The organism is Nocardiopsis halophila DSM 44494 (genome assembly GCF_000341245.1).
Taxonomy (GTDB): domain Bacteria; phylum Actinomycetota; class Actinomycetes; order Streptosporangiales; family Streptosporangiaceae; genus Nocardiopsis_A; species Nocardiopsis_A halophila.
In genome coordinates this window covers 17,929-36,877 of the sequence record NZ_ANAD01000142.1, presented here as the reverse complement: position 1 = coordinate 36,877, position 18,949 = coordinate 17,929, and the positions used below count along the sequence as shown (strand labels likewise).

General features: G+C 73.1%; 20 protein-coding genes and 1 tRNA gene. 12 read left to right on the top strand and 9 right to left on the bottom strand.

The genetic code is table 11. The features are described 5' to 3' along the window. Positions 1 to 48: 48 nt before the first annotated feature. Positions 49 to 729 carry a pentapeptide repeat-containing protein gene (locus D450_RS0117180; protein ID WP_017539889.1) on the bottom strand — a complete coding sequence of 227 codons (681 nt, stop codon included), beginning with the start codon at positions 727 to 729 and terminating at the stop codon, positions 49 to 51. Positions 730 to 841: 112 nt separating this feature from the next. Here D450_RS0117180 and D450_RS0117175 point away from each other — a divergent pair, with 112 nt between their 5' ends. After that, on the top strand, positions 842 to 1,879 hold the full coding sequence (locus D450_RS0117175; protein ID WP_017539888.1) for a helix-turn-helix transcriptional regulator: 1,038 nt from the start codon (positions 842 to 844) through the stop codon (positions 1,877 to 1,879). A 508-nt stretch (positions 1,880 to 2,387) separates the two neighbouring features. Here D450_RS0117175 and D450_RS0117165 read toward each other — a convergent pair. Beyond that, on the bottom strand, positions 2,388 to 2,696 hold the full coding sequence (locus D450_RS0117165) for a hypothetical protein (RefSeq protein WP_017539886.1): 309 nt from the start codon (positions 2,694 to 2,696) through the stop codon (positions 2,388 to 2,390). A gap of 486 nt (positions 2,697 to 3,182) precedes the next feature. Between D450_RS0117165 and D450_RS0117160 the strand changes: the two genes are divergently transcribed. The 4 genes from D450_RS0117160 to D450_RS0117145 all read left to right on the top strand — a co-directional run bounded on the left by D450_RS0117160 (position 3,183) and on the right by D450_RS0117145 (position 5,597). Next, entirely contained in the window at positions 3,183 to 4,016 is an 834-nt protein-coding gene (locus tag D450_RS0117160) for a helix-turn-helix domain-containing protein (protein WP_083932683.1), read from the top strand. A 450-nt stretch (positions 4,017 to 4,466) separates the two neighbouring features. Further along, complete coding sequence (locus tag D450_RS34760; RefSeq protein ID WP_017595396.1) at positions 4,467 to 4,589, top strand: DLW-39 family protein; 123 nt, start codon at positions 4,467 to 4,469, stop codon at positions 4,587 to 4,589. A gap of 160 nt (positions 4,590 to 4,749) precedes the next feature. After that, a tRNA-Ala gene (locus D450_RS0117150) sits at positions 4,750 to 4,822 on the top strand. 154 nt (positions 4,823 to 4,976) lie between these two features. Then, positions 4,977 to 5,597: an MBL fold metallo-hydrolase gene (locus D450_RS0117145; protein ID WP_017539883.1), complete on the top strand. Its 621-nt coding sequence runs from the start codon at positions 4,977 to 4,979 to the stop codon at positions 5,595 to 5,597. 26 nt (positions 5,598 to 5,623) lie between these two features. On the opposite strand, the gene D450_RS0117140 is transcribed toward D450_RS0117145, so the two are convergent. Next, positions 5,624 to 6,469, bottom strand: coding sequence for a helix-turn-helix domain-containing protein (locus D450_RS0117140; protein WP_017539882.1), 846 nt, complete (start codon positions 6,467 to 6,469; stop codon positions 5,624 to 5,626). A gap of 101 nt (positions 6,470 to 6,570) precedes the next feature. On the opposite strand from D450_RS0117140, the gene D450_RS0117135 reads away from it, so the two are divergent. The 4 genes from D450_RS0117135 to D450_RS0117120 all read left to right on the top strand — a co-directional run bounded on the left by D450_RS0117135 (position 6,571) and on the right by D450_RS0117120 (position 11,156). Next, positions 6,571 to 7,215 (top strand): NADPH-dependent FMN reductase, encoded by a 645-nt coding sequence (locus D450_RS0117135; RefSeq protein ID WP_017539881.1) that lies wholly within the window; start codon positions 6,571 to 6,573, stop codon positions 7,213 to 7,215. Positions 7,216 to 7,220: 5 nt separating this feature from the next. Then, positions 7,221 to 8,195: an aldo/keto reductase gene (locus D450_RS0117130; RefSeq protein WP_026128610.1), complete on the top strand. Its 975-nt coding sequence runs from the start codon at positions 7,221 to 7,223 to the stop codon at positions 8,193 to 8,195. Positions 8,196 to 8,256: 61 nt separating this feature from the next. After that, positions 8,257 to 8,706, top strand: a complete 450-nt coding sequence (locus D450_RS0117125; protein ID WP_017539879.1) for a helix-turn-helix transcriptional regulator — start codon at positions 8,257 to 8,259, stop codon at positions 8,704 to 8,706. Between the two features lie 59 nt (positions 8,707 to 8,765). Beyond that, positions 8,766 to 11,156, top strand: a complete 2,391-nt coding sequence (locus D450_RS0117120; RefSeq protein WP_026128609.1) for an ATP-binding cassette domain-containing protein — start codon at positions 8,766 to 8,768, stop codon at positions 11,154 to 11,156. Positions 11,157 to 11,178: 22 nt separating this feature from the next. Here the strand turns inward: D450_RS0117120 and D450_RS0117115 are convergent, their stop codons facing one another. The 4 genes from D450_RS0117115 to D450_RS0117100 are packed head-to-tail and all read right to left on the bottom strand — an operon-like array spanning position 11,179 to position 14,329. Beyond that, positions 11,179 to 11,973, bottom strand: coding sequence for an ABC transporter permease (locus D450_RS0117115; RefSeq protein ID WP_017539877.1), 795 nt, complete (start codon positions 11,971 to 11,973; stop codon positions 11,179 to 11,181). Next, entirely contained in the window at positions 11,970 to 12,935 is a 966-nt protein-coding gene (locus D450_RS0117110) for an ABC transporter ATP-binding protein (RefSeq protein WP_017539876.1), read from the bottom strand. The genes D450_RS0117115 and D450_RS0117110 overlap by 4 nt, the downstream gene beginning before the upstream one ends. A 33-nt stretch (positions 12,936 to 12,968) precedes the next feature. After that, entirely contained in the window at positions 12,969 to 13,817 is an 849-nt protein-coding gene (locus D450_RS0117105) for a DUF4097 family beta strand repeat-containing protein (protein WP_017539875.1), read from the bottom strand. Further along, a complete protein-coding gene (locus tag D450_RS0117100) occupies positions 13,814 to 14,329 on the bottom strand; it encodes a hypothetical protein (protein WP_017539874.1) in 516 nt (171 codons plus the stop codon). Before D450_RS0117100 ends, D450_RS0117105 begins: the two co-directional genes overlap by 4 nt. Before the next feature lie 197 nt (positions 14,330 to 14,526). On the opposite strand from D450_RS0117100, the gene D450_RS0117095 reads away from it, so the two are divergent. The 3 genes from D450_RS0117095 (at position 14,527) to D450_RS0117085 (ending at position 16,770) form a co-directional block, all read left to right on the top strand. Next, complete coding sequence (locus tag D450_RS0117095) at positions 14,527 to 15,321, top strand: VOC family protein (RefSeq protein WP_017539873.1); 795 nt, start codon at positions 14,527 to 14,529, stop codon at positions 15,319 to 15,321. Between the two features lie 161 nt (positions 15,322 to 15,482). Continuing rightward, positions 15,483 to 16,079 carry a DUF1707 and DUF4870 domain-containing protein gene (locus tag D450_RS0117090; RefSeq protein ID WP_239647273.1) on the top strand — a complete coding sequence of 199 codons (597 nt, stop codon included), beginning with the start codon at positions 15,483 to 15,485 and terminating at the stop codon, positions 16,077 to 16,079. Positions 16,080 to 16,188: 109 nt separating this feature from the next. Beyond that, positions 16,189 to 16,770: a TetR/AcrR family transcriptional regulator gene (locus D450_RS0117085; protein WP_039820607.1), complete on the top strand. Its 582-nt coding sequence runs from the start codon at positions 16,189 to 16,191 to the stop codon at positions 16,768 to 16,770. Here D450_RS0117085 and D450_RS0117080 read toward each other — a convergent pair. Further along, entirely contained in the window at positions 16,739 to 17,953 is a 1,215-nt protein-coding gene (locus D450_RS0117080; protein WP_017539871.1) for an MFS transporter, read from the bottom strand. The genes D450_RS0117085 and D450_RS0117080 overlap by 32 nt on opposite strands. 104 nt (positions 17,954 to 18,057) lie before the next feature. Then, the gene (locus D450_RS0117075; RefSeq protein WP_017539870.1) at positions 18,058 to 18,618 is read right to left on the bottom strand and encodes a hypothetical protein; all 561 of its coding nucleotides are present in this window, start codon (positions 18,616 to 18,618) and stop codon (positions 18,058 to 18,060) included. Positions 18,619 to 18,949: the final 331 nt, after the last annotated feature.

Here is an 18,949-nt window from a genome sequence, read left to right as displayed (position 1 = left end):
GCGGTGGCTTGTGAACACGTGAAAACGTGGCCGCCTTTCAGAGGGCCTTCAGTCCTTGATATCGATCTCCATCGCATTCGCCAGTGCGAGGAGCAGTCCCTGAGCGTCGGTGCTCTTCACGGAGACGCCGCGGAGGCTCTCCACGCCGCTGATGTCCGTCAGGTCGCAGTCGGAGAACCGGGCCTTCGCGGCCTTGGTGCGGTGGAACCTCGCCCGTTCGAGGGTGCACCCCTCGAAGCGCACTCCCCTGATGTCGGCCTCCTGGAAATCGGCCTCGGCGAGGTTGCAGTCGCGAAATACGACGTCCTTCAGCGTCGAGTAGCCGAACGAGGCCATGTCGACCCTGCATCCCTCGAAGACCACGTCGCGGATGACGCACGCCGACCACACCGCACCGGTGAGTCGGCTGCCCCGGATCGTGGCCCGCATCAGGGACCCGTCCCGCACCTCGACGCCGGCGAGGTCGGCGTTCTTGAGGTCCGCCTCCTGCATGAGCACACGGCGGAGCGCGGATCCCGTGAGCCGGGTGTGGGTGAACGTGCAGCCCTCGAATTCCGCGTCGTCCGCCATGCGGTCGGTGAGGTCCAGGCCCCCGAAGGCGAGCGCGGAGTAGAAGCCCTCGTCGACGAGATCGTGCTCCGGCAGGTCGGCCTCGGTCAGCTCGGCCGGGAGCGTCGGGGCCTTGGGGCGGGCGGGCCGTGCGGATCGGTCGGTGCTCGGCGAAGGCATGGTGGCCAGACTAGTGGGGGCCGCCGACACCTGCGCTCGTTGTAGGCTTCCCCCTTCACCGTCCACCCCTGCCGTTCGAAGGGGCTGAAGGGATCGAAGGGAAGGCCGTCCCATGTCCTCTGAGACCTCGGCGAGGCTCCTCCGGCTGCTGTCGCTCTTCCAGGCCCGCCGGGACTGGACCGGAACGGAGCTCGCGGAGCGGCTGTCGGTGACACCGCGCACGGTGCGGCGCGACGTCCAGCGCCTGCGCGACCTGGGGTACCCGGTCGACGCGACCCCGGGGGTCGCCGGGGGCTACCGCCTCGGCGCGGGGTCGACCCTTCCGCCCCTCCTGCTCGACGACGAGGAGGCGGTCGCCGTCGCCGTGGGACTCCGGTCGGCCGCCGCCGGCGGGGCGCTGGCGGGGATCGAGGAGACCTCGGCCCGTGCGCTCGCCAAGCTGGAGCAGGTCCTGCCCTCCCGCCTGCGGCGCAGGGTCGGGGCGGTGAACGCGTTCACGGACGCCATCGGCCGGCGGGCCCCGCTCGTCGAGAGCGAGCACCTGGCGGAGATCGCGGCCTGCTGCCGTGACACGGAGAGCCTGCGGTTCGTGTACCGGACCTACGACGGGGCCGAATCGCGGCGCCTGGTCGAGCCGCACCGGATGGTCCACGTGTCGGGGCGCTGGTACCTGTTGGCGTGGGACGTGAACCGCGACGACTGGCGGGTCTTCCGGCTCGACCGCATGGAGGGGCCGATGTCGCGGGGGCCGCGCTTCCGGGCGCGCACTCCCCCGGACGACGCCGCCACCTACGTCGCGAAGAGCATCTCCAGTTCGGCCTACTCCCAGCAGGCGCGGATCATCCTGCACGCGCCCGAGTCCGAGGTGGCGCAGCGGCTGTCGCCGATGGTCGGCATCGTGACGCCGATCGACGAGAGCTCGTGCGAGCTGCGCACCGGGGCCCACGGCATGGAGACCCTGGCGATCCACCTGGCCTTCCTCGGGTACGAGTTCACGGTGGTGGAGCCTCCGGGCGTGGTGGAGTACCTGCGTGAGCTGGCGGAGCGGATCGGTCGGGCCGTGGCCTCCGCCGACTCCGCCGCATCCCTGCCCTCCGGCCCCTCCGCTCACTCGGGGCCCTCCGGGGGCGGCGCGGAAATGTCGACATAGCGCCAGGTCGATAATTCGACTCGTCCCTAAAGAGGGAAAGAGGCCGTCCGAAACCGGTGGGCCGCTCGGGCACACGCGGCTCCGCCCGCACCGCCCACGGCGGGATGCGGGTGCCCGCGGCCGCGTCACGCGGCCGGCCGTCCCCTGCAGGGTGCTCCTCGCCGTCCCCGTTCGGTGCGGCGGTCAGGGCCGGGCCCTGAGAGGCGGCCGGAGGCACGCCTCAGGAGCGCGGGGCTCCCGGAGGGTCCCCGCGTCCTCGCGCCGACCGGCGAGGGGGCCGGTCAGAGGCCTGCGGGGGCTAATCCTCGTCGTTCGATGGAACAGGCGGTGTGTCCATCAGCTGGCGCACCAGCGCTATGAACTCTTCGTCGCTCATCGCGGCCCAGTCCACACGCTCGTTCATGTTGAGCGGTTTCCCCGGCTTGAAGATCGATAAGCATGATGAGCCGGATCCGGCCGATGTCATCGCGGTGAACGTCGGGTCGCACCCGGTATGGGGACCCGAGGGTCAGATGCGGCGGTTCACGGCCCCTCGGCACTGGGGGCACCGGCAGCGCTTGTTGAAGCCGGTCACCGTGCCGTGCGGTAGGGCGGGGTCGCGCTCGGCGGTGAGCGTGGCGTCCAGCTGCTCGCCGAACTGCCCGAGGATCCTGGCGGCGGAGAACACCCGCTGGGGCGTCAGGCCGAGCTCACGCGCGGCGTCGTCGATGTGCGTCCCCTTGCGCAGCTTCGCGATGAGCCGTGAACGCACGGGGGGCGGGAACTCCTCCTCGGCGTTCGCGATCAACTGCTCGGCGTCGTCGATGGGGTGGCTCATTATCGTCCTTCTCAAGGGTCCGTCCTGGTGCATGGTACGCGTTAAGTGACGCGTGCGTTCTTCGGTGATCCTGGTCACCAGGGGTGGGAGAAGCCTTCCCGGCCCGTCGGCGTAGAAGACGGATGAAAGTCGGACTGCGGGGACCGACCGGATTCCTCCTCCAGAAGTAGGGGTGAGTGAACCGCTTCCCCTTGTCCCTTATCCCCTCCCCCGCGTGCATCGGCGCCCCCGGGACCGTATCCGTGGGGGCGGCGGTGCCCAGGGGGCCCATGAGGTCGATGGGGCCACAGGGAATTCTGCGCCTGAAGGCACCGGTCGGCGGCGACACAGGGCTGAAGGTCCCGCGCCGAGGGGCGGTGACGGGGTCCGAATGGCCCGGGCACGGACCCATTCCCGGCCGATTTCTAGGAATTCATTGCTAGAGGCTAGGCATAGTGCTTCGCTAGAGCCACGGAAACCGGTACTTCGCGTGTACGGGACAGCGCCATGACCAGCCCCACCGTCCGCCGACGCCGTCTGAGCGCAGAGCTCCGCCGGCGCCGTGTCCAAGCCGGGATGACGCTCAGCGACGTGGCCGACGTCCTGGAATGGTCCCCCGCCAAGCTCGGCCACATCGAGACGGGGATCCGCAAGTGGCCGTCGGTGATGGAGGTCTCCGCGCTGCTCAAGCTCTACGGGGTGACGGGGGGCCAGCGGGAGGCCATCCTGACGCTGGTGCGCGAGTCGCGGCTGCGGCCCTGGTGGACGGAGTACGAGGACGTGCTCTCCTCGGCCTATGTCGGCAACGAGGCCGGAGCGGTGGCCATCGACACCTACGCCGGGATCCTCGTGCCCGACCTGCTGCAGGTGCCCGAGTACACTGCGATGCTCGCACGGGCCCAGGGGTGCGGGGAGCGCGCCGCCGAACGCATGGTCGCGGCCTACCTCAAGCGCCAGGAGGTGCTCGACCGGGACACCCTGCTGCACTACCACGCGGTGCTGGAGGAGGACGCGCTGCGCCGCGTCTCGGGCGACCCGGACCTTCTGCACGCGCAGCTGCGGCGCATCGTGGACCTGCTGCGGGGCAATGAGCGGGTGAGCGTGCGCCTGCTCGCGGCGTCGGCGGGGCCGCACGCCGGGGCGTCGGGGCCGTTCACGGTGCTGGAGTTCGACGAGGACGAGGCGTCGCTGGCGTTCGTGGACGCCCCGCACGGCGGGTCCATCGTCGAGTCCGAGGACGGGGTCCGCGGGTGCCAGGCGGTCTGGCGGCGGCTGAACGAGACGGCCCTGACGCCGGAGGAGACCCTGACGAACCTCAAGCGCCTTTCCCTGCTGACCTGAGAGGGCTTCTCGCGGCTCCCTGGCCCTGGACGGGGCCCGTGCCCGGAGAGCGGGAGAGGCGCTCTCGGCGTCCTCTCCCCCGCCGGATGGCCGGTCCCGGCCCGGTCCCTTGTGTTCCCGGGGGCAGGGCCGGCCCCTCCGCGTGCGCGGCGCGCCGACTGGGCCGGTGAGCTGCGCCGGGGCGGCCGGACACGCCTGGGGTCCGTCACATCACGGCAAAGCCTGCACCGGGTTCGACCTGGGACGAGGGCACTGGGGCACGGCGGGGCCGGAGATCCGTCGGGGGGTTGCTAGTCTGCAAGGAGACAACCCCATAAAGTTCTCTACCGACGCCTTCCGCTCGGGTGGAAGGGCAGAGGGACTCCGGCCAGCCGCCGGGGGCTTTCGCTCTCCGAGCCGCGCGTCCTTTCCTGACCCGAAATATCCGTGATCGAAGAAGGGGTCCACGCCGTGAAGAAGATCATCGTGCTGGTGCTGGTGGCCCTCGGGGCGTTCGCCGTCTACCGCAAGATCCAGGCCGACCGCGCCGAGCTCGACCTGTGGACGGAAGCCACCGCGGCTAGCGAGAACTAGTCCGACGCAGACCGGCGAGCCACGGCACGGCCGCGTGCCGGTGGCTGCCGTCTGCGTTCTTCATGTGGGCGGCGTTCGTCCCCTTGCGGCGCCCACACACCATCCCCTCCGCGAGGGCGGTATGCTCTACGCGTTCCCATGCCGCCCCGGCGGCATGCCCGGGGCCATAGCTCAGTTGGCAGAGCGCTGGTTTTGCATACCAGAGGTCAGGGGTTCGACTCCCCTTGGCTCCACCCCATATGACGAGGGCGTTCACCGGTCCAGGTGGACGCCCTCCGTCGTGTGACGGCAGTAGTCGACGGCAGCCGGCCTCAGCCGACAGTGGGGCTTCTGCCGTGCGCAGAAGCGGGTGTCCGTGCGTCCTGTCCTGCGGGCAGGATGAGCGGCATGAGGCTCACCAAGTTCGGCCATGCGTGCGTCCGCCTGGAGAAGAACGGCCGCTCGATCGTGATCGACCCCGGGGCGATGACCCCCGAACCCGCGGCGGTGGCGGGGGCCGAGGCCGTCCTCATCACCCATGAGCACTTCGACCACTTCGACCCCGAGCGGCTGCGCGCAAGCGAGGCGCCCGTCTACACATGCCCCGGGGTCGCCCGGCACCTCGGGGCGCTCGGTGACCGCGTGCACGTGGTGCGCGACGGCGACCGCTTCACCGCCGCCGGCTTCGACGTCACGGTGGCGGGCGAAAAGCACCACTTCAGCCATCCGGACGTGCCGCCGGTGGACAACGTGGGGTTCCTGATCGACGACGAAGTCTTCCACCCGGGCGATGCGCTGACGACCGTAGACGTGTCCACTCTCCTGGTCCCGGTGCAGGCTCCCTGGCTGACGGTCCCCGACCTGATCGCCTACCTGCGCCGTACTGCTCCCGGGCGTGCCTATGCCGTTCATGACGGCCTCCTCAACGACTGGGGGCTGCACGTACTGGACGGCGTCATGGCCGGTGAGTCCGAGCGTTCGGGCACCGAGATGCGACGGCTCCGCGTCGGTGAGAGCGTCGAGCTGTAGGCGGTTCCGAGGCCCCCGGGGGCGGCTCAGTCGGCGACGGCGCGCAAGGCTCCTGGGCGGCGGCCGGTGAGGCGGTCCATAGCGGCCCCCGTCGCCGCGTCGTCGGGCAGGTAGACCAGGAGGTACTGGCCGTCGTAGTCGGGCAGGTCCAGGCACTCGAACGCCAGGCGCAGCTCCCCCGCCTCAGGGTGCCTCCAGCGGTGCACGCCCCTTCGGGGCGGCAGGGAGGCCGCGTTCCGCCATCGGGCGGCGAACTCGGGGATCTCCGCCAGCCCTTCCACCAGGGGGAGCATGTGGCCGTCGCCCCAGGCCGACTGGGAGCGCAGGCGGGCGGTCTGCGCGTCGGCCACCCGGTCCCAATCGGGCAGGGCGGTACGCGAGCGGGGGTCGGTGAACACGAACCGGGTCAGGTTGGGCTCGGGACCGTCTAAGAGTCCGGACGGCGCGGTCAGCCTGGCGAAGCCCTCGGTGTGGACCAGCAGGTCGTCCAGGCGGTTGAGCACCACCGCAGGCGAGGGCTCCAGGCGTTCGATCAGGGCCCGGACCGTGGGGCGCACGGTGCGCCGGGGAGGCTCGGCGCCCTGGCACTCGCGGCCGCCGACCGACTTGGCGATCCGGTGCAGGTGCACGTAGGCGTCCGCCGAGAGGAGGAGGGCGCCGGCGAGGGCCGACAGCACCTCGCTGGACGGATGGCGGTCGCGGCCCTGCTCCAGGCGGGTGAGGTACTCGACGCTCACCCCGGCGAGCGTGGCGACCTCGGCCCGGCGCAGCCCGGGAGCCCGGCGGCGCGGTCCCTCCGGCAGTCCGACCTGGGCCGGGGAGAGGGCATCGCGGCAGGAGCGCAGGAACGCCCCGAGTTCGTTGTCGCCCATGCGGGCAGTCTAGGGACCGGGCGCCCGATGAGGGTGGCCCCCGTGGGGCCACCCCCGACGCGGCCTGGTCCGGCCCGTGGCGCGGCGCGAGCCTGAGAGGCATGGACACACACAACGAGGTCCCGCCGAGGGTCGCGGTCGTCATCGGCTCCACCCGCCCGGAGAGCCGGGACGGCGTCGCCGGGATCGAACGCAAGGGAGCGGCTGTCGGCCGCTGGGTGCTGGAGAAGGCGTCGGCCCACGGCGGCGCGGAGTACGAGCTGGTGGACCTGGCCGAGGTCGGCCTTCCGATGTTCGACGAACCCCTCCCGCCGATCCTCGGCCATTACACCGGGGAGCACACCCGGTCATGGGCACGGCTCGTCGACGGCTTCGACGCGTTCGTGTTCGTGACCCCGGAGTACAACCGATCCGTCCCGGCGGCGCTGAAGAACGCCGTCGACTACCTGTACGCCGAGTGGAACGACAAGGCCGCCGGATTCGTGGGCTACGGCGCCGTCGGCGGGGCGCACGCCGTGGACCACCTGCGGGGCGTCCTCTCCGAGGTCCGGGTGGCCCACGTCCAGGCGCAGGTGTCCCTTGGGTTGTACACCGATTTCGAGGACCTGCAGTACTTCAAGCCGGCCGGACACCAGGAGGAGGCGCTGGGGGCGCTCCTCGACCAGCTCCTGCCGTGGGCGCGAGCGATGCGGTCGGTGCGGTCGGCGCGTGCGGAGGCCGCCGCGGGCGCACAGGGGGCGGCGTGAGCACCATGCGGCACCACCTCTTCGGCCGGACCGGGTTGCGCGTATCGGAGCTGTTTCTGGGCGGGACGCCGTTCTTCGCACGCGGCGACGGCGAGGTGCGCGCGAGGCACCGCCGCATACTGGACGCCTACGCCGAGGCCGGGGGGAACACCATCGACACGGCCTCGGCCTACGGGGACTCCGAGGAGGTCCTGGGCGAGCTCCTGCGCGGGGACCGGGACCGGTGGGTCCTGGGCACGAAGTTCGGACTGACCCGGGACCCGGTCGATGCCAACGCCGGGGGCGCCCACCGCAGGAACCTCGCCCTGTCCCTGGACCGCAGCCTGCGGCGGCTGCGCACCGACCGGGTCGACCTGCTGTGGGTGCACCTGTGGGACCCCCTGACCCCGCTGGAGGAGACGATGCGGGCCCTGGACGATGCCGTCCGGGCCGGAAAGGTGTTGTACGCGGGGATCTCCGACTCCCCGGCGTGGGTGGTGGCGTGGGCCGGCGCGCTGGCCGAGTGGCGCGACCGGCCCCCGATCGCCGGGATCCAGGTGCCCTACAACGCGGCGGCGCGCGGAATCGAGCGAGAGCTGCTGCCCATGGCCGGGCACTTGGGGCTGTCGGCGGCGGTGTGGCGCACCACCGCCCGGGGCGTGCTGGCCGGTGCCGGGGCCTGTGCGGGCTCGGAACGGGAGAGCGCGGCGGCCCGGGCGGTGGAGGAGGTCGCCGCCGAGACCGGCGCCACCGCCGCCCAGGTGGCGATCGCCTGGACGCGGGCGCGGCGTCGGTGGGTGCACCCGATCGTGGCCGCGTCCACCGCCGAGGCGCTGCAGGAGAACCTCGGCGCCGCGGGCCTGGAACTGGACGCCGAGGCGGTGGCCCGGCTGGACGCCGCCGCTCCGGTGGACCCCGACTACCTGGAGGCCTTCACCGCCGGGGCCGCGACGGATCCGGGGGTTCTCGGCCGCGTAGAGGTCGCCGCGCGCGGGCGGTAGGGGCCGGGGCGGCCGGTTCCGGTTCTGGGCATCTCCGGGGCGCTGTGTCAGAATCGTGCCCGTGAGCAGCATCGATGCCGACGGGCAGCGCTTGCGGGAGCTGGTCCTGCTGCGCCGTGTGCGCGACCGGATCGACCGGGAGTACGCCGAGCCGCTGGACGTCGAGGCACTGGCCCGCGGGGTGAACATGTCGGCCGGCCACCTGAGCCGGCGGTTCCGGGCCGCCTACGGGGAGTCTCCGTACTCGTATCTGATGACGCGGCGGATCGAGCGGGCCATGGCCCTGCTGCGGCGGGGGGACCTGAGTGTCACCGAGGTCTGCTTCGATGTGGGGTGCTCGTCGCTGGGCACGTTCAGTACGCGCTTCACCGAGCTGGTGGGCGTGTCTCCCAGCGTCTACCGGCGCCAGGCCGGCGGCGGGCCCGAGGGCATGCCCTCCTGTGTGTCCAAGCAGGTCACCAGACCGGTCAGGAATCGAGAAGCCCGCCGGGACGGCCCCCGTCTAGCGTGATCTCCACGGACACGGGGCCGGGCCGCGAGGACCGCCCCCGCCCAACGGATGGAGAGACGATGAGCACGGCTCCGAGGACGGACGGGCGCCCGCCCGAGCAGCATGTGGCCGACAGCCACGACATGATCCGCGTGCACGGCGTACGCGAGAACAACCTCAAAGACGTCAGCATCGAGATCCCGAAGCGCCGGCTGACCGTGTTCACCGGCGTCTCCGGCTCGGGCAAGAGCTCGCTGGTCTTCGACACGGTCGCCGCCGAGTCGCAGCGCCTGATCAACGAGACCTACAGCGCGTTCCTGCAGGGCTTCATGCCGACGCTGCCGCGCCCCGACGCGGACGTGCTCGACGGGCTGACCACCGCGATCATCATCGACCAGCAGCCCATGGGCAGCGACCCGCGGTCCACGGTGGGCACCGCCACCGACGCCAACGCGATGCTGCGCATCCTGTTCAGCCGGCTCGGCGACCCGCACATCGGGCCGCCCAACGCCTACTCCTTCAACGTGGCCACCGTCCGGGCCAGCGGCGCCATCACGGTCGAGCGCGGCGACCGGAGCAAGGCCGAGAAGGCGACCTTCTCGCGCCTGGGCGGCATGTGCCCCCGGTGCGAGGGCCGCGGCCAGGTCACCGACTTCGACCTCACGCAGCTCTACGACGACTCCAAGTCGCTCGCCGAGGGCGCGCTCACCATCCCCGGCTACACGATGGACGGCTGGTACGGCCGCATCTTCATGGGATCCGGGTTCCTCGACCCGGACAAGCCGATCCGCGACTACTCGGACAAGGAGCTGGACGCCCTCCTGCACAAGGAGGCCACCCGGGTCAAGGTCGACGGGGTGAACGTCACCTACGAGGGGCTGATCCCCCGGATCCGCAAGTCGTTCCTGTCCAAGGACCGGGAGGCGATGCAGCCGCACATCCGGGCCTTCGTGGACCGGGCCGTCACCTTCACCGACTGCCCTGAGTGCGGAGGCACCCGGCTCAGTGAGGCCGCCCGCTCCTCCAAGATCAAGGGCGTCAGCATCGCCGACGCCTGCGCGATGCAGATCAGCGACCTGGCCGGTTGGGTGCGCGGCCTGGACGAGCCGTCGGTGGCGCCGCTGCTGGCCTCACTGGGCGGGACCCTCGACTCCTTCGTCGAGATCGGGCTGGGCTACCTCTCGCTCAACCGCCCCTCGGGCACGCTCTCCGGCGGCGAGGCACAGCGCATCAAGATGATCCGGCACCTGGGGTCCTCGCTCACCGACGTCACCTACGTCTTCGACGAGCCCACCATCGGCCTGCACCCGCACGATATCCAGCGGATGAACGACCTGCTGCTGCGGCTGCGCGACAAGGGCAACACGGTGCTGGTCGTCGAGCACAAGCCCGAGACGATCGCGATCGCCGACCACGTCGTCGACCTGGGGCCGGGCGCCGGGACGGACGGGGGCACCGTCTGCTTCGAGGGCACCGTCGAGGGCCTGCGCGCCTCCGGAACCGTCACCGGGCGGCACCTGGACGACCGGGTGGCGCTCAAGGAGTCGGTGCGCTCTCCCAGCGGCGCGCTGGAGGTGCGCGGCGCCTGCGCCCACAACCTCCGCGACGTCGACGTGGACATCCCGCTCGGGGTGCTGGTGGCCGTGACCGGGGTGGCGGGTTCGGGCAAGAGCTCGCTCATCCACGGGTCGGTGGCCGGCCGCGACGGCGTGGTGGAGATCGACCAGACCCCCATCCGCGGCTCCCGGCGCAGCAACCCGGCCACCTACAGCGGCCTGCTCGACCCGGTCCGCAAGGCGTTCGCCAAGGCCAACGGGGTCAAGCCGTCCCTGTTCAGCGCCAACTCCGAGGGCGCCTGCCCCGAGTGCAAGGGCGCCGGGGTGACCTACACCGACCTGGGGGTGATGGCCGGGGTGGCCGTCACCTGCGAGGAGTGCGAGGGCAAGCGGTTCCAGGCGGCGGTGCTCGACTACCGGCTGGGCGGGCGGGACATCAGCGAGGTGCTCGCGATGTCGGTGGCCGAGGCCGAGGCGTTCTTCGGCGCGGGGGAGGCGCGCACCCCCGCCGCGCACCGGATCCTGCGCCGCATGGACGACGTGGGCCTGGGCTACCTGCACCTGGGCCAGCCGCTGACCACGCTGTCCGGCGGCGAGCGGCAGCGGCTCAAGCTGGCCGCCCGGATGGGGGAGAAGGGCGGCGTCTACATCCTCGACGAGCCCACCACCGGCCTGCACCTGGCCGACGTCGAGCAGCTGCTGGCCCTGCTGGACCGGCTGGTCGACTCCGGCACCTCGGTGATCGTCATCGAGCACCACCAGGCGGTCATGGCGCACGCCGACCGGATCATCGACCTGGGCCCCGGCGCCGGGCACGACGGCGGCCGGGTGGTCTTCGAGGGCACCCCCGCCGAGCTGGCCGCCGCCCGCTCCACGCTCACCGGGGAGCACCTGGCGGACTATGTGAAGGCCTGAGCGGAATCCGGCGGTCGGCCGTCTAGACCGAGGGGTCGCGGCCGTACAGCCGCTTCGCCCAGAGGTAGCCGCCCAGCGCGATGACGCCGCACCAGCCGAGCGCCAGCGGTACGGAGTCCCCGGCGCCGGTCCCCGCCAGCAGCCCGCGCAGGGTCTCGATGACGGGGGTGAAGGGCTGGTACTCGGCGAACCACCGCAGCCCGGCCGGCATCGTCTCCGTGGGCGCGAAGCCGCTGCCGAGGAAGGGCAGGAACATCAGCGGCATCGGCACGTTGCTCGCGGTCTCGACGCTGCCCGAGGCCAGGCCGAGCGCCACCGTCAGCCAGGTGAGGGCGAAGGCGGCCAGGAGCACCAGCCCGGCCGCGGCGAGCCAGTCGCCCGGCCCGGCGGACGGGCGGAACCCCAGGAGCAGCGCCGCCCCGATGACGACCGCGACGCTGAGCACCGTCTGGATCAGGCTGCCGACGACGTGGCCGGTGAGCACCGAGACCCGGGCGATGGCCATGGTGCGGAACCGGGCCACGATGCCCTCGGTCATGTCGGTGGCGACCGAGATGGCCGTGCCCTGGGCGGTGGAGGCGATCGTCATCAGCACGATGCCGGGGACCAGGTATTCGAGGTAGGCGGCGCGTCCGCCCGATGGGCCGCCCCCGAGGCCGGCGCCCATGGCGTCGCCGAAGACGTAGACGAACAGCATCATCAGGAGCAGGGGCATCCCGACGAGCATCAGCGTGACGGAGGGGGAGCGCCACAGGTGCTTGACCTGGCGTCCGACCATCGTCGCCGAGTCGCCGACGGCGTGGGTGAGTGCGGTCATGGTCGAGCCGCCTTTCGCTGCTCGTCGCCGGTGCCGGTGAGGGCCAGGAACACGTCGTCCAGGTCGGGCGTGTGCACGGACAGCTCCTCGGCCTCGATCGCCTCGGCGTCGAGGCGGTCCAGGAGCGAGCGCAGCCCGGTGACGCCGCCGTCGCCGGGGACCTGAAGGACCAGGGCCTCCTCGTCGCGGGTGCCGCCGAGGACGCGGGCGGCGGCGTCGAGGCGGTCGGCGGCGGCGAAGCGCAGCCGGACGTGGCCCCCGGACACCCGGCGCTTCAGCTCGTCGGCGGTGCCCTCGGCGGCGATGGCGCCCCGGTCGAGGACCGCGATCCGGTCGGCGATCCGGTCGGCCTCCTCCAGGTACTGGGTGGTGAGGAAGACGGTGGTGCCGTCGGCGGCCAGAATGCGGATGATCTCCCACAGGCCGCGCCGGCTGCGCGGGTCCAGGCCGGTGGTGGGCTCGTCGAGGAAGAGCAGGCGGGGCTCGCCGACCAGGCCCATCGCCAGGTCCAGACGGCGCCGCATGCCCCCGGAGTAGGCGGCGGCGGGCTTGCGGGCGGCGTCGGCCAGGTCGAAGCGCTCCAGCAGCTCGGTGCTGCGCCGCCGGCCGGTGCGCCGCCCCAGGCGGTGCAGGTCGGCCATCAGCCTCAGGTTCTCCTCGCCGGTGAGCAGGCCGTCGACCGCCGAGTACTGGCCGGTGACGCCGATCCCGGCGCGCACCGCGTCGGGGTCGTGGGCCGGGTCGTGGCCGAGGACCTCGATCCGGCCGGCGTCGGCGCCGATGAGCGTGGTGAGGATCTTGACCACGGTCGTCTTGCCGGCGCCGTTGGGGCCCAGGAGGGAGAAGACCGTCCCGGCGGGGATCTCCAGGTCGATGCCGTCGAGCACGGTCTGCTCGCCGTAGGACTTGCGCAGCCCGGCGACCGACACGGCGGTCGCGGTTCGGGCGGGGGGCGGTGTCATCACTGCCTCTCGTTCGGGGGGGCGGCGGGCGGGTCAGGCGCGGCGGACCACGACGTCGCCGAAGCGGGCGCGCGCGTGCACCTCGACGGTGTCCTCGGAGCTCTCCGGGCCGTCGGCCTCCTCCAGGGAGCTGCGCACGGTCCCGTGTTCGGAGGCGGCGTCGATCCAGGCGGCGGTGCCCGAGCGGATGCCGACCTCCAGCTCCCCGTAGGAGGAGCGCAGGTCCACGCGGCCGCGGACCGCCTCGCCGAGCAGGATGTTGCCGTGGGCGGCCTTGGCCTCGACGGAGTCCAGGACGCGGTCGGCGGTGAGGTCGCCGGTGGCCGAGGCCATGTGCAGGGAGCCGGTGGCCGTGCCGACGGTGATGGTGCCGGTGGTGGTCTTCAGGGCGGCGGTCCCGTCCATCTCCTGGACGCGGATGCGGCCGGTGCCCGTGGTGATCTCGGCCTTCCCGGCCAGCCGGTCCAGCAGGACGTTGCCGGTGGAGAGCCGGACCCGGGCGCCGCCCAGGAGGCCCTCGCCGCGGACGTTGACGAAGTCGGCGCGGACCTGCAGGTGCGAGCCGGCGGGCAGCTCGACGGTGATGTCGACCATGCCCTTCTGCAGCATCCGCCCCAGGCCGCTCTTCTGGGTGGCCACGGTGAGGCGGCCACCGGAGCAGTCGACCTGGACCTGGTCGGCGGCCCGGACGTCGGCGTCCTTGCCGGGGTCGAGGGGGCGGACGCTGACGGCGGTGTCGGTGCGGTCGGAGGCGGTGATCTGCAGGCCTCCGGCCACGACGTCGATGTCGGCGGTGATGGGCCCGGGGGTGTCGAACGTGGTCACGGCGGTCTCCTCGCTGTGGTGCCGGTGGTGGCGGTGGTGGTGGGGGTGGTCGGTCATCGGACCCACCCGGTGTAGCCGCGCCCGACCTGGCGGCCGGTGACGCGTCCGGACGGCTGGTCGGTCCCGCCGCCGAGGGCGGAGCCGACCGCGCGCACCAGCCAGGCGTTGACCGAGAGGCCTTCGAGCCGGGCGGCGTCCTCGACGAGCGGCTTGAGGCGGTCGGGCAGGCGCAGGGTGATCCGGGAGGTGCCGCCGTCCTCGGCCTCGGGCGGAAGCGGGCGGGGCGACGCCGCCGGGTCGGGCGCCTCGGCGCCGGCGGGGCCGACCGGGGGCGGCGTCACGATGAAGTCGGCCTGGCCGCCGCGCAGCCGGACCTCGACCGAGGCCGGGGCGACGTCGCGGGTGATCTCTTCGGCGGCGGAGGACAGGGCGTCCAGCAGGGCCAGTCGCGCGGCCGGCTCCAGGGCTGCGGTCAGGCGCTCGGCGATCGCCCGGGTCTCCTCCCCGCCGGCTTCGGCGGCCGTCACGAGTTGGCGGCGGAGGTCGTCCACATACGGTGTGAGGTCCATGACGCCATGATGGCGTCATGAATGACGTCGCGTCAAGGGTGCGATGACGTCAAAATGTGTTAAGGTGGTGTCATGGCGGCGTCAAGCGGGCTTTGCCGATTCGAGGGCGAGATCGTCGGAGGGGCAGGCCACACTCGGAGACAGTCCGGGTGCACCGGATGCACCTGCCACCGATCAGACGGCGGAGGACACACGCCATGATCACCACCGATTTCCTGCCCGGATCGCCCTGCTGGGTCGATCTCGGCGCCCCCGATCCGCAGGCCGCCTCGGACTTCTACCGGGCGGTCCTGGGCTGGCGGACCCGGTCCGCCGGGCCCGACGCGGGCGGCTACGCCTTCTTCACGTCCGAGGACCGGACGGTCGCCGCGCTGGGCCCCCTGACCGAGGAGGGCGCCCGGTCCGCCTGGACGGTCCACTTCTGTGTCCCCGACGCCGAGGCCGCCGCCGCCGCGGTGGAGAAGGCCGGCGGCGCCGTCCGCGTAGCACCGATGGACGTCATGGGCCTGGGCGTGCTCGCGCACTTCACCGACCCGCAGGGCGGGCGGTTCGCCGTCTGGCAGTCCCAGGACTTCGCCGGATTCGACGCCGCCGACACCCCCGGCGCCCTCGACTGGGTGGAGCTGTGGACCACCGACTCCGCCGGCGCCCGCGCCTTCTACGACGCGGTCTTCGGGTGGTCCTTCCAGGACACCGAGCTGCCCGGCGGCGGAGGCACCTATACCCTGCTCACCCCGGCCGGCGCCGGGGAGGAGCGGATGCACGGCGGCATGATGCAGATGGCCGCCGCCGACCTGGCGCTGACCCAGGGCGACGCCGACTGGCACCCGGTCTTCCGGACCGAGGACTGCGCCGCCGCCGCGGCGGCCGTGGCGCCGGCCGGCGGCCGGGTGCTCATGGGCCCGGAGGACGCACCGGGCGTGGGCCGCCTCGCGGTGTGCACCGACCCGGCCGGCGCGGACTTCGTCCTGCTGCAGCCGCGGCCGGAGTGAGCCCTACCGCATCGATGGCGGGGGGCGGTGCCCGTGGATACGCTGAATCCGGGCCGTCCCCCGCTTCAGGGTCGCGTCAGGGCCATCCCCGATGCGGGCCGCCGCGCGCGGCGGGCACCATGGAGGGGCAGGGGCGATCCGGCGAGCGGTGAGGAGTGAACGTGGCCGTGCATGATCCCATCCCGCGTCCGGGGCAGGTTCCGCAGATCCGGCTCACCCATGCCGACCGGGACCGGGCCGCAGAGCGCCTGCAGGAGGCCTACGCCGAGGGGCGGCTGGACGAGTCCGAGCTCGACGAGCGGCTCTCGGTCGCGATGGCGGCGAAGTTCCCCGCCGAGCTGGAGCCGCTCTTCTCCGACCTGGCGGTTCCCGGCGGCGGACCTGCGGCGGCGCCCCACGCCCCGCAGCCGCCGGCCGCGCCCGAGGGGCGGCCCTCCGGAGAGGACAAGGTCTGGTCCGCGGCCGCGCACGCCTCCGGCTACTTCCTGCTCCCCGTCGGCCCGCTGCTGGTGCTGCTGCTGCGCGGCGACTCCTCGCCCTTCGTGCGGCGGCACGCCATGGAGGCGCTGAACTACCAGCTGACCGTGCTCGTCGGCTCGGTCCTCGGGTTCGGCCTGTTCTTCCTCATCCTGCCGATGCTCGCGGCGATGCTGCTCCTGCTGGGGTGGGTGTTCCTGCCCGCCGTCGCCGGGCTGGTGGCGCTGTTGGGCGGCGGCTGGAAGTACCCGCTCACCTGGCGCCCGGTCAAGGACAAGTGACCCCTCCCCCGACCGCTGCGGCCGGCCCCGCCCCCGTGCGCGCGTAGTCTGGAAGACAGACGGGTCTGTACAGCCCGTGCAGAGCCCCGTGCAGAGCGAGGAGGCCCTGATGAGCGCGCAGAGCCCGGCGGCGCAGAGGATCCTGGACACGGCGTCCCGGCTGTTCTATGAGAACGGCATCGACACCACCGGTGTCGACACGGTCATCGCGCGCTCCGGTGTCGCCAAGATGACCCTCTACAAGCACTACGGGTCCAAGGACGAGCTGGTCGCCGCCTATCTGCGCCGGCGCGACGGGCTCTGGCGCGAGCACCTGGCCTCGGCGGTCGAGGCCCGCACCGACCCGCGGGAGCGGCTCACCGCCGTCCTCGACACGCTGCAGGAGTGGCTGGCGGGCGAGACCGAGCAGTACCGCGGGTGCGCCTTCGTGAACGCGGCCGCGGAGGTCTCCGACCCGGACCACCCGGCCCGCGCCGTCGTCGCCGACCACAAGCGGTGGATGCGCTCCTATCTGGACCGGCTGGCCGCCGCGACCGGTGCCCGGGACCCGCACGCCCTCGCCGAACAGCTCTTCGTGGTCCTGGAGGGCGCCCCCGTCACCGCCGTGGTGCACGGGTGCGGTGCGGCGATGGCGGCGGCCCGGGGCGCGGCCGAGGCGCTCATCGCCGCCCACTGCCCCGAGCGGGGGTGATCCCGGCGCCGGTCGCCGCCACCGCGGCCGCGAGCAGGAACGCCTCCGGCAGGGACGCCCGGTCGGCCACCAGGCCGACCAGCGGGGAGCCGGCGGTCTGCCCGGCGGCGATCATCAGGAAGGCCGCCCCCACGCCGAAGGACGGCGCGTCCGGGTACAGCCGGATGCCCCACATCAGCAGGAGCCCGGTGAGCGCGGTGTAGACCGCGCCGAACAGGGCGGTCGCGGTGAACAGGGCGGCGGGGCCGAGGGCGCCCGGCAGGGCGCCCGGGGCCAGCGCGGGCACGGCGGTCACGGCGGCCGCGGCGAGCATGGCCGCCGCCCAGGCGCCGGCCGGGCCCAGGCGGTCGGTGAGGTCGCCGGTGAAGGCGCCGAGGACCCCGGTGGCCCCGAGGCAGATCCACATGGCGACGGAGGCGGTCGGGCCCAGGCCCCCGTGGGTGAGGGCGAGCTCGCGTCCGAAGGTCCACACCGCCGACCCGGCGATGCCCATGGCGGCCGCGGCGGTGAGCATCCGGGCGGAACCGGGGCGGCCGAGCGGGGAGGGCAGGAGCGGGGTCCGGGCCGTTTCCGGCCCGGCGGGGTCCCTTGTGCGGCCGGGCGGCAGGGTGCGGGCGTTCCACAGGGTCACGGCCAGGGCGAGGGCCGAGAAGGCGAGCCAGGCGGGGCGCCAGTGGGCCCCGGCGGCAAGTGCGACCGGGCCGGAGACGGCCACCCCGAGGCCGGTGCCGGCGTTGACGATGTTCTGCATGCGGTTCCGCAGGTGCGGGGCGACGCGGTGGGCGATCGCCTCGGCCAGCGGAGGGGAGGCCGCGCCGGTGCTCGCGCCGCCGACCAGGACGCCGGTGGCGAGCGCCGCAGGGCCGGGGGCGGTGGCGACCAGGGCGGTCCCCGCGGTGGCGAGCGCCCCGGCGCCCACGGCCACCCGGCGCGGCGGAAGGGATCCGGAGGCCAGCATGGACACCGCGATCGCGGCGCAGTAGGCGGCGTAGCCGCCGGAGGCGATGAGCCCGGCGGCCGAGGCGCCGAGTCCGAACTCGTCCCGGAAGGCGGGGACGAACAGGCCGTAGGCGAAGCGGGCGATGCCGTAGGTGACGGCGATCAGCGCCGTCCCCGCGGCGGCGAGCCGCACCGGCCGGCCGAACCGGGGCCGTGCGGAGGAGGAGGTGCCGGTGAACGTCATGCCGCGAGTATAGACAGACAGGTCTGTCTATTTCGAGAAGGGGGAAACGNCCGCCGCGAAAGGTTCGCGGCGGCCCCGTCGGTCGTCGGGCGCGGGGCCCGGGGTCACTTCTTGGCGGCGCCGTCGGCCTCGGGGCCGGCGCCGACGCCGGCGACCTCCTCGGTCTTGGCCTTGGCGGCCTCCTTGGCGTCCTGGGCCTTGGACTGCAGCTGCTCGCGGGTCTCGCGGACCTGCTCGCGGGCCTGGTCCAGGTTCTCCTGCCACTCGGCGTCCTGGGCGGCCTTGCGCAGGCGGACCACGCCGTAGACGGTGGCGGCGCCGAGCGCGGCCACGCCCACCAGCACCACGGCCTTGGGCACGCGGCGGCCGCCGTGGCGGGCCGCGATCAGGCCGCGGCGGGTCCGGTTCGGCTCCACCCGCTGGGCGGCGGTGGCGAGCAGGTCCGCCACGCGCGGGGCGACGGTGTCCTCGACACGCAGCGCGGCGGTCTCCAGGCGCGGCGCGGTCCAGCCGCGGGCGCGCAGAAGACCGCGCTCGGCCCCCGCTCGCGCCTGGCCGGCATAGGGCTCAAGGCGCTCCTTCTGCTCGCGGGCGAGCTCCTGGAGACGCGCCATGGCCGCCTCCGCGTCCAGCTCCGCATTGCGACGCTTCATCTGGATGGCCACGGTGAACTCCTTTGCTTGAAGGATATGGACAACCCCCTGCCCGCTGGCGCCGGTTCCCATGCGCCCGGGCGGGGTCACGCCGCTCACACCGGCGGGCGCCCCTCCGCCGGGGTGCGGCCTGAGCGGGCGTTATGCACGCGTTATATCAACATAGGCGTCCCAAGGCGGACACCGGGCGTTCAACACGCTCCGCGGCTCTCCGCCTCCGACGCCCCGGGCCGCGCCCCCCGTTCCCCCCGCCCCCGCCGGCCCCTCCCGCCCCGGTGCGCCGAAGCCTTCGGGGGACGGGGCCCGTGCCCGGTAACGTGGGGGCGTACGCAACGGCGATGGA

Excerpts from the sequence above, each read along its gene's own strand:
- D450_RS0117180 (WP_017539889.1), bottom strand. The coding sequence starts at position 729 with ATGCCTTCGCCGAGCACCGACCGATCCGCACGGCCCGCCCGCCCCAAG.
- D450_RS0117175 (WP_017539888.1), top strand. The coding sequence starts at position 842 with ATGTCCTCTGAGACCTCGGCGAGGCTCCTCCGGCTGCTGTCGCTCTTC.
- D450_RS0117165 (WP_017539886.1), bottom strand. The coding sequence starts at position 2,696 with ATGAGCCACCCCATCGACGACGCCGAGCAGTTGATCGCGAACGCCGAG.
- D450_RS0117160 (WP_083932683.1), top strand. The coding sequence starts at position 3,183 with ATGACCAGCCCCACCGTCCGCCGACGCCGTCTGAGCGCAGAGCTCCGC.
- D450_RS0117145 (WP_017539883.1), top strand. The coding sequence starts at position 4,977 with ATGAGGCTCACCAAGTTCGGCCATGCGTGCGTCCGCCTGGAGAAGAAC.
- D450_RS0117140 (WP_017539882.1), bottom strand. The coding sequence starts at position 6,469 with ATGGGCGACAACGAACTCGGGGCGTTCCTGCGCTCCTGCCGCGATGCC.
- D450_RS0117135 (WP_017539881.1), top strand. The coding sequence starts at position 6,571 with ATGGACACACACAACGAGGTCCCGCCGAGGGTCGCGGTCGTCATCGGC.
- D450_RS0117130 (WP_026128610.1), top strand. The coding sequence starts at position 7,221 with ATGCGGCACCACCTCTTCGGCCGGACCGGGTTGCGCGTATCGGAGCTG.
- D450_RS0117120 (WP_026128609.1), top strand. The coding sequence starts at position 8,766 with ATGAGCACGGCTCCGAGGACGGACGGGCGCCCGCCCGAGCAGCATGTG.
- D450_RS0117115 (WP_017539877.1), bottom strand. The coding sequence starts at position 11,973 with ATGACCGCACTCACCCACGCCGTCGGCGACTCGGCGACGATGGTCGGA.
- D450_RS0117110 (WP_017539876.1), bottom strand. The coding sequence starts at position 12,935 with ATGACACCGCCCCCCGCCCGAACCGCGACCGCCGTGTCGGTCGCCGGG.
- D450_RS0117105 (WP_017539875.1), bottom strand. The coding sequence starts at position 13,817 with ATGACCGACCACCCCCACCACCACCGCCACCACCGGCACCACAGCGAG.
- D450_RS0117100 (WP_017539874.1), bottom strand. The coding sequence starts at position 14,329 with ATGGACCTCACACCGTATGTGGACGACCTCCGCCGCCAACTCGTGACG.
- D450_RS0117095 (WP_017539873.1), top strand. The coding sequence starts at position 14,527 with ATGATCACCACCGATTTCCTGCCCGGATCGCCCTGCTGGGTCGATCTC.
- D450_RS0117085 (WP_039820607.1), top strand. The coding sequence starts at position 16,189 with ATGAGCGCGCAGAGCCCGGCGGCGCAGAGGATCCTGGACACGGCGTCC.
- D450_RS0117080 (WP_017539871.1), bottom strand. The coding sequence starts at position 17,953 with ATGACGTTCACCGGCACCTCCTCCTCCGCACGGCCCCGGTTCGGCCGG.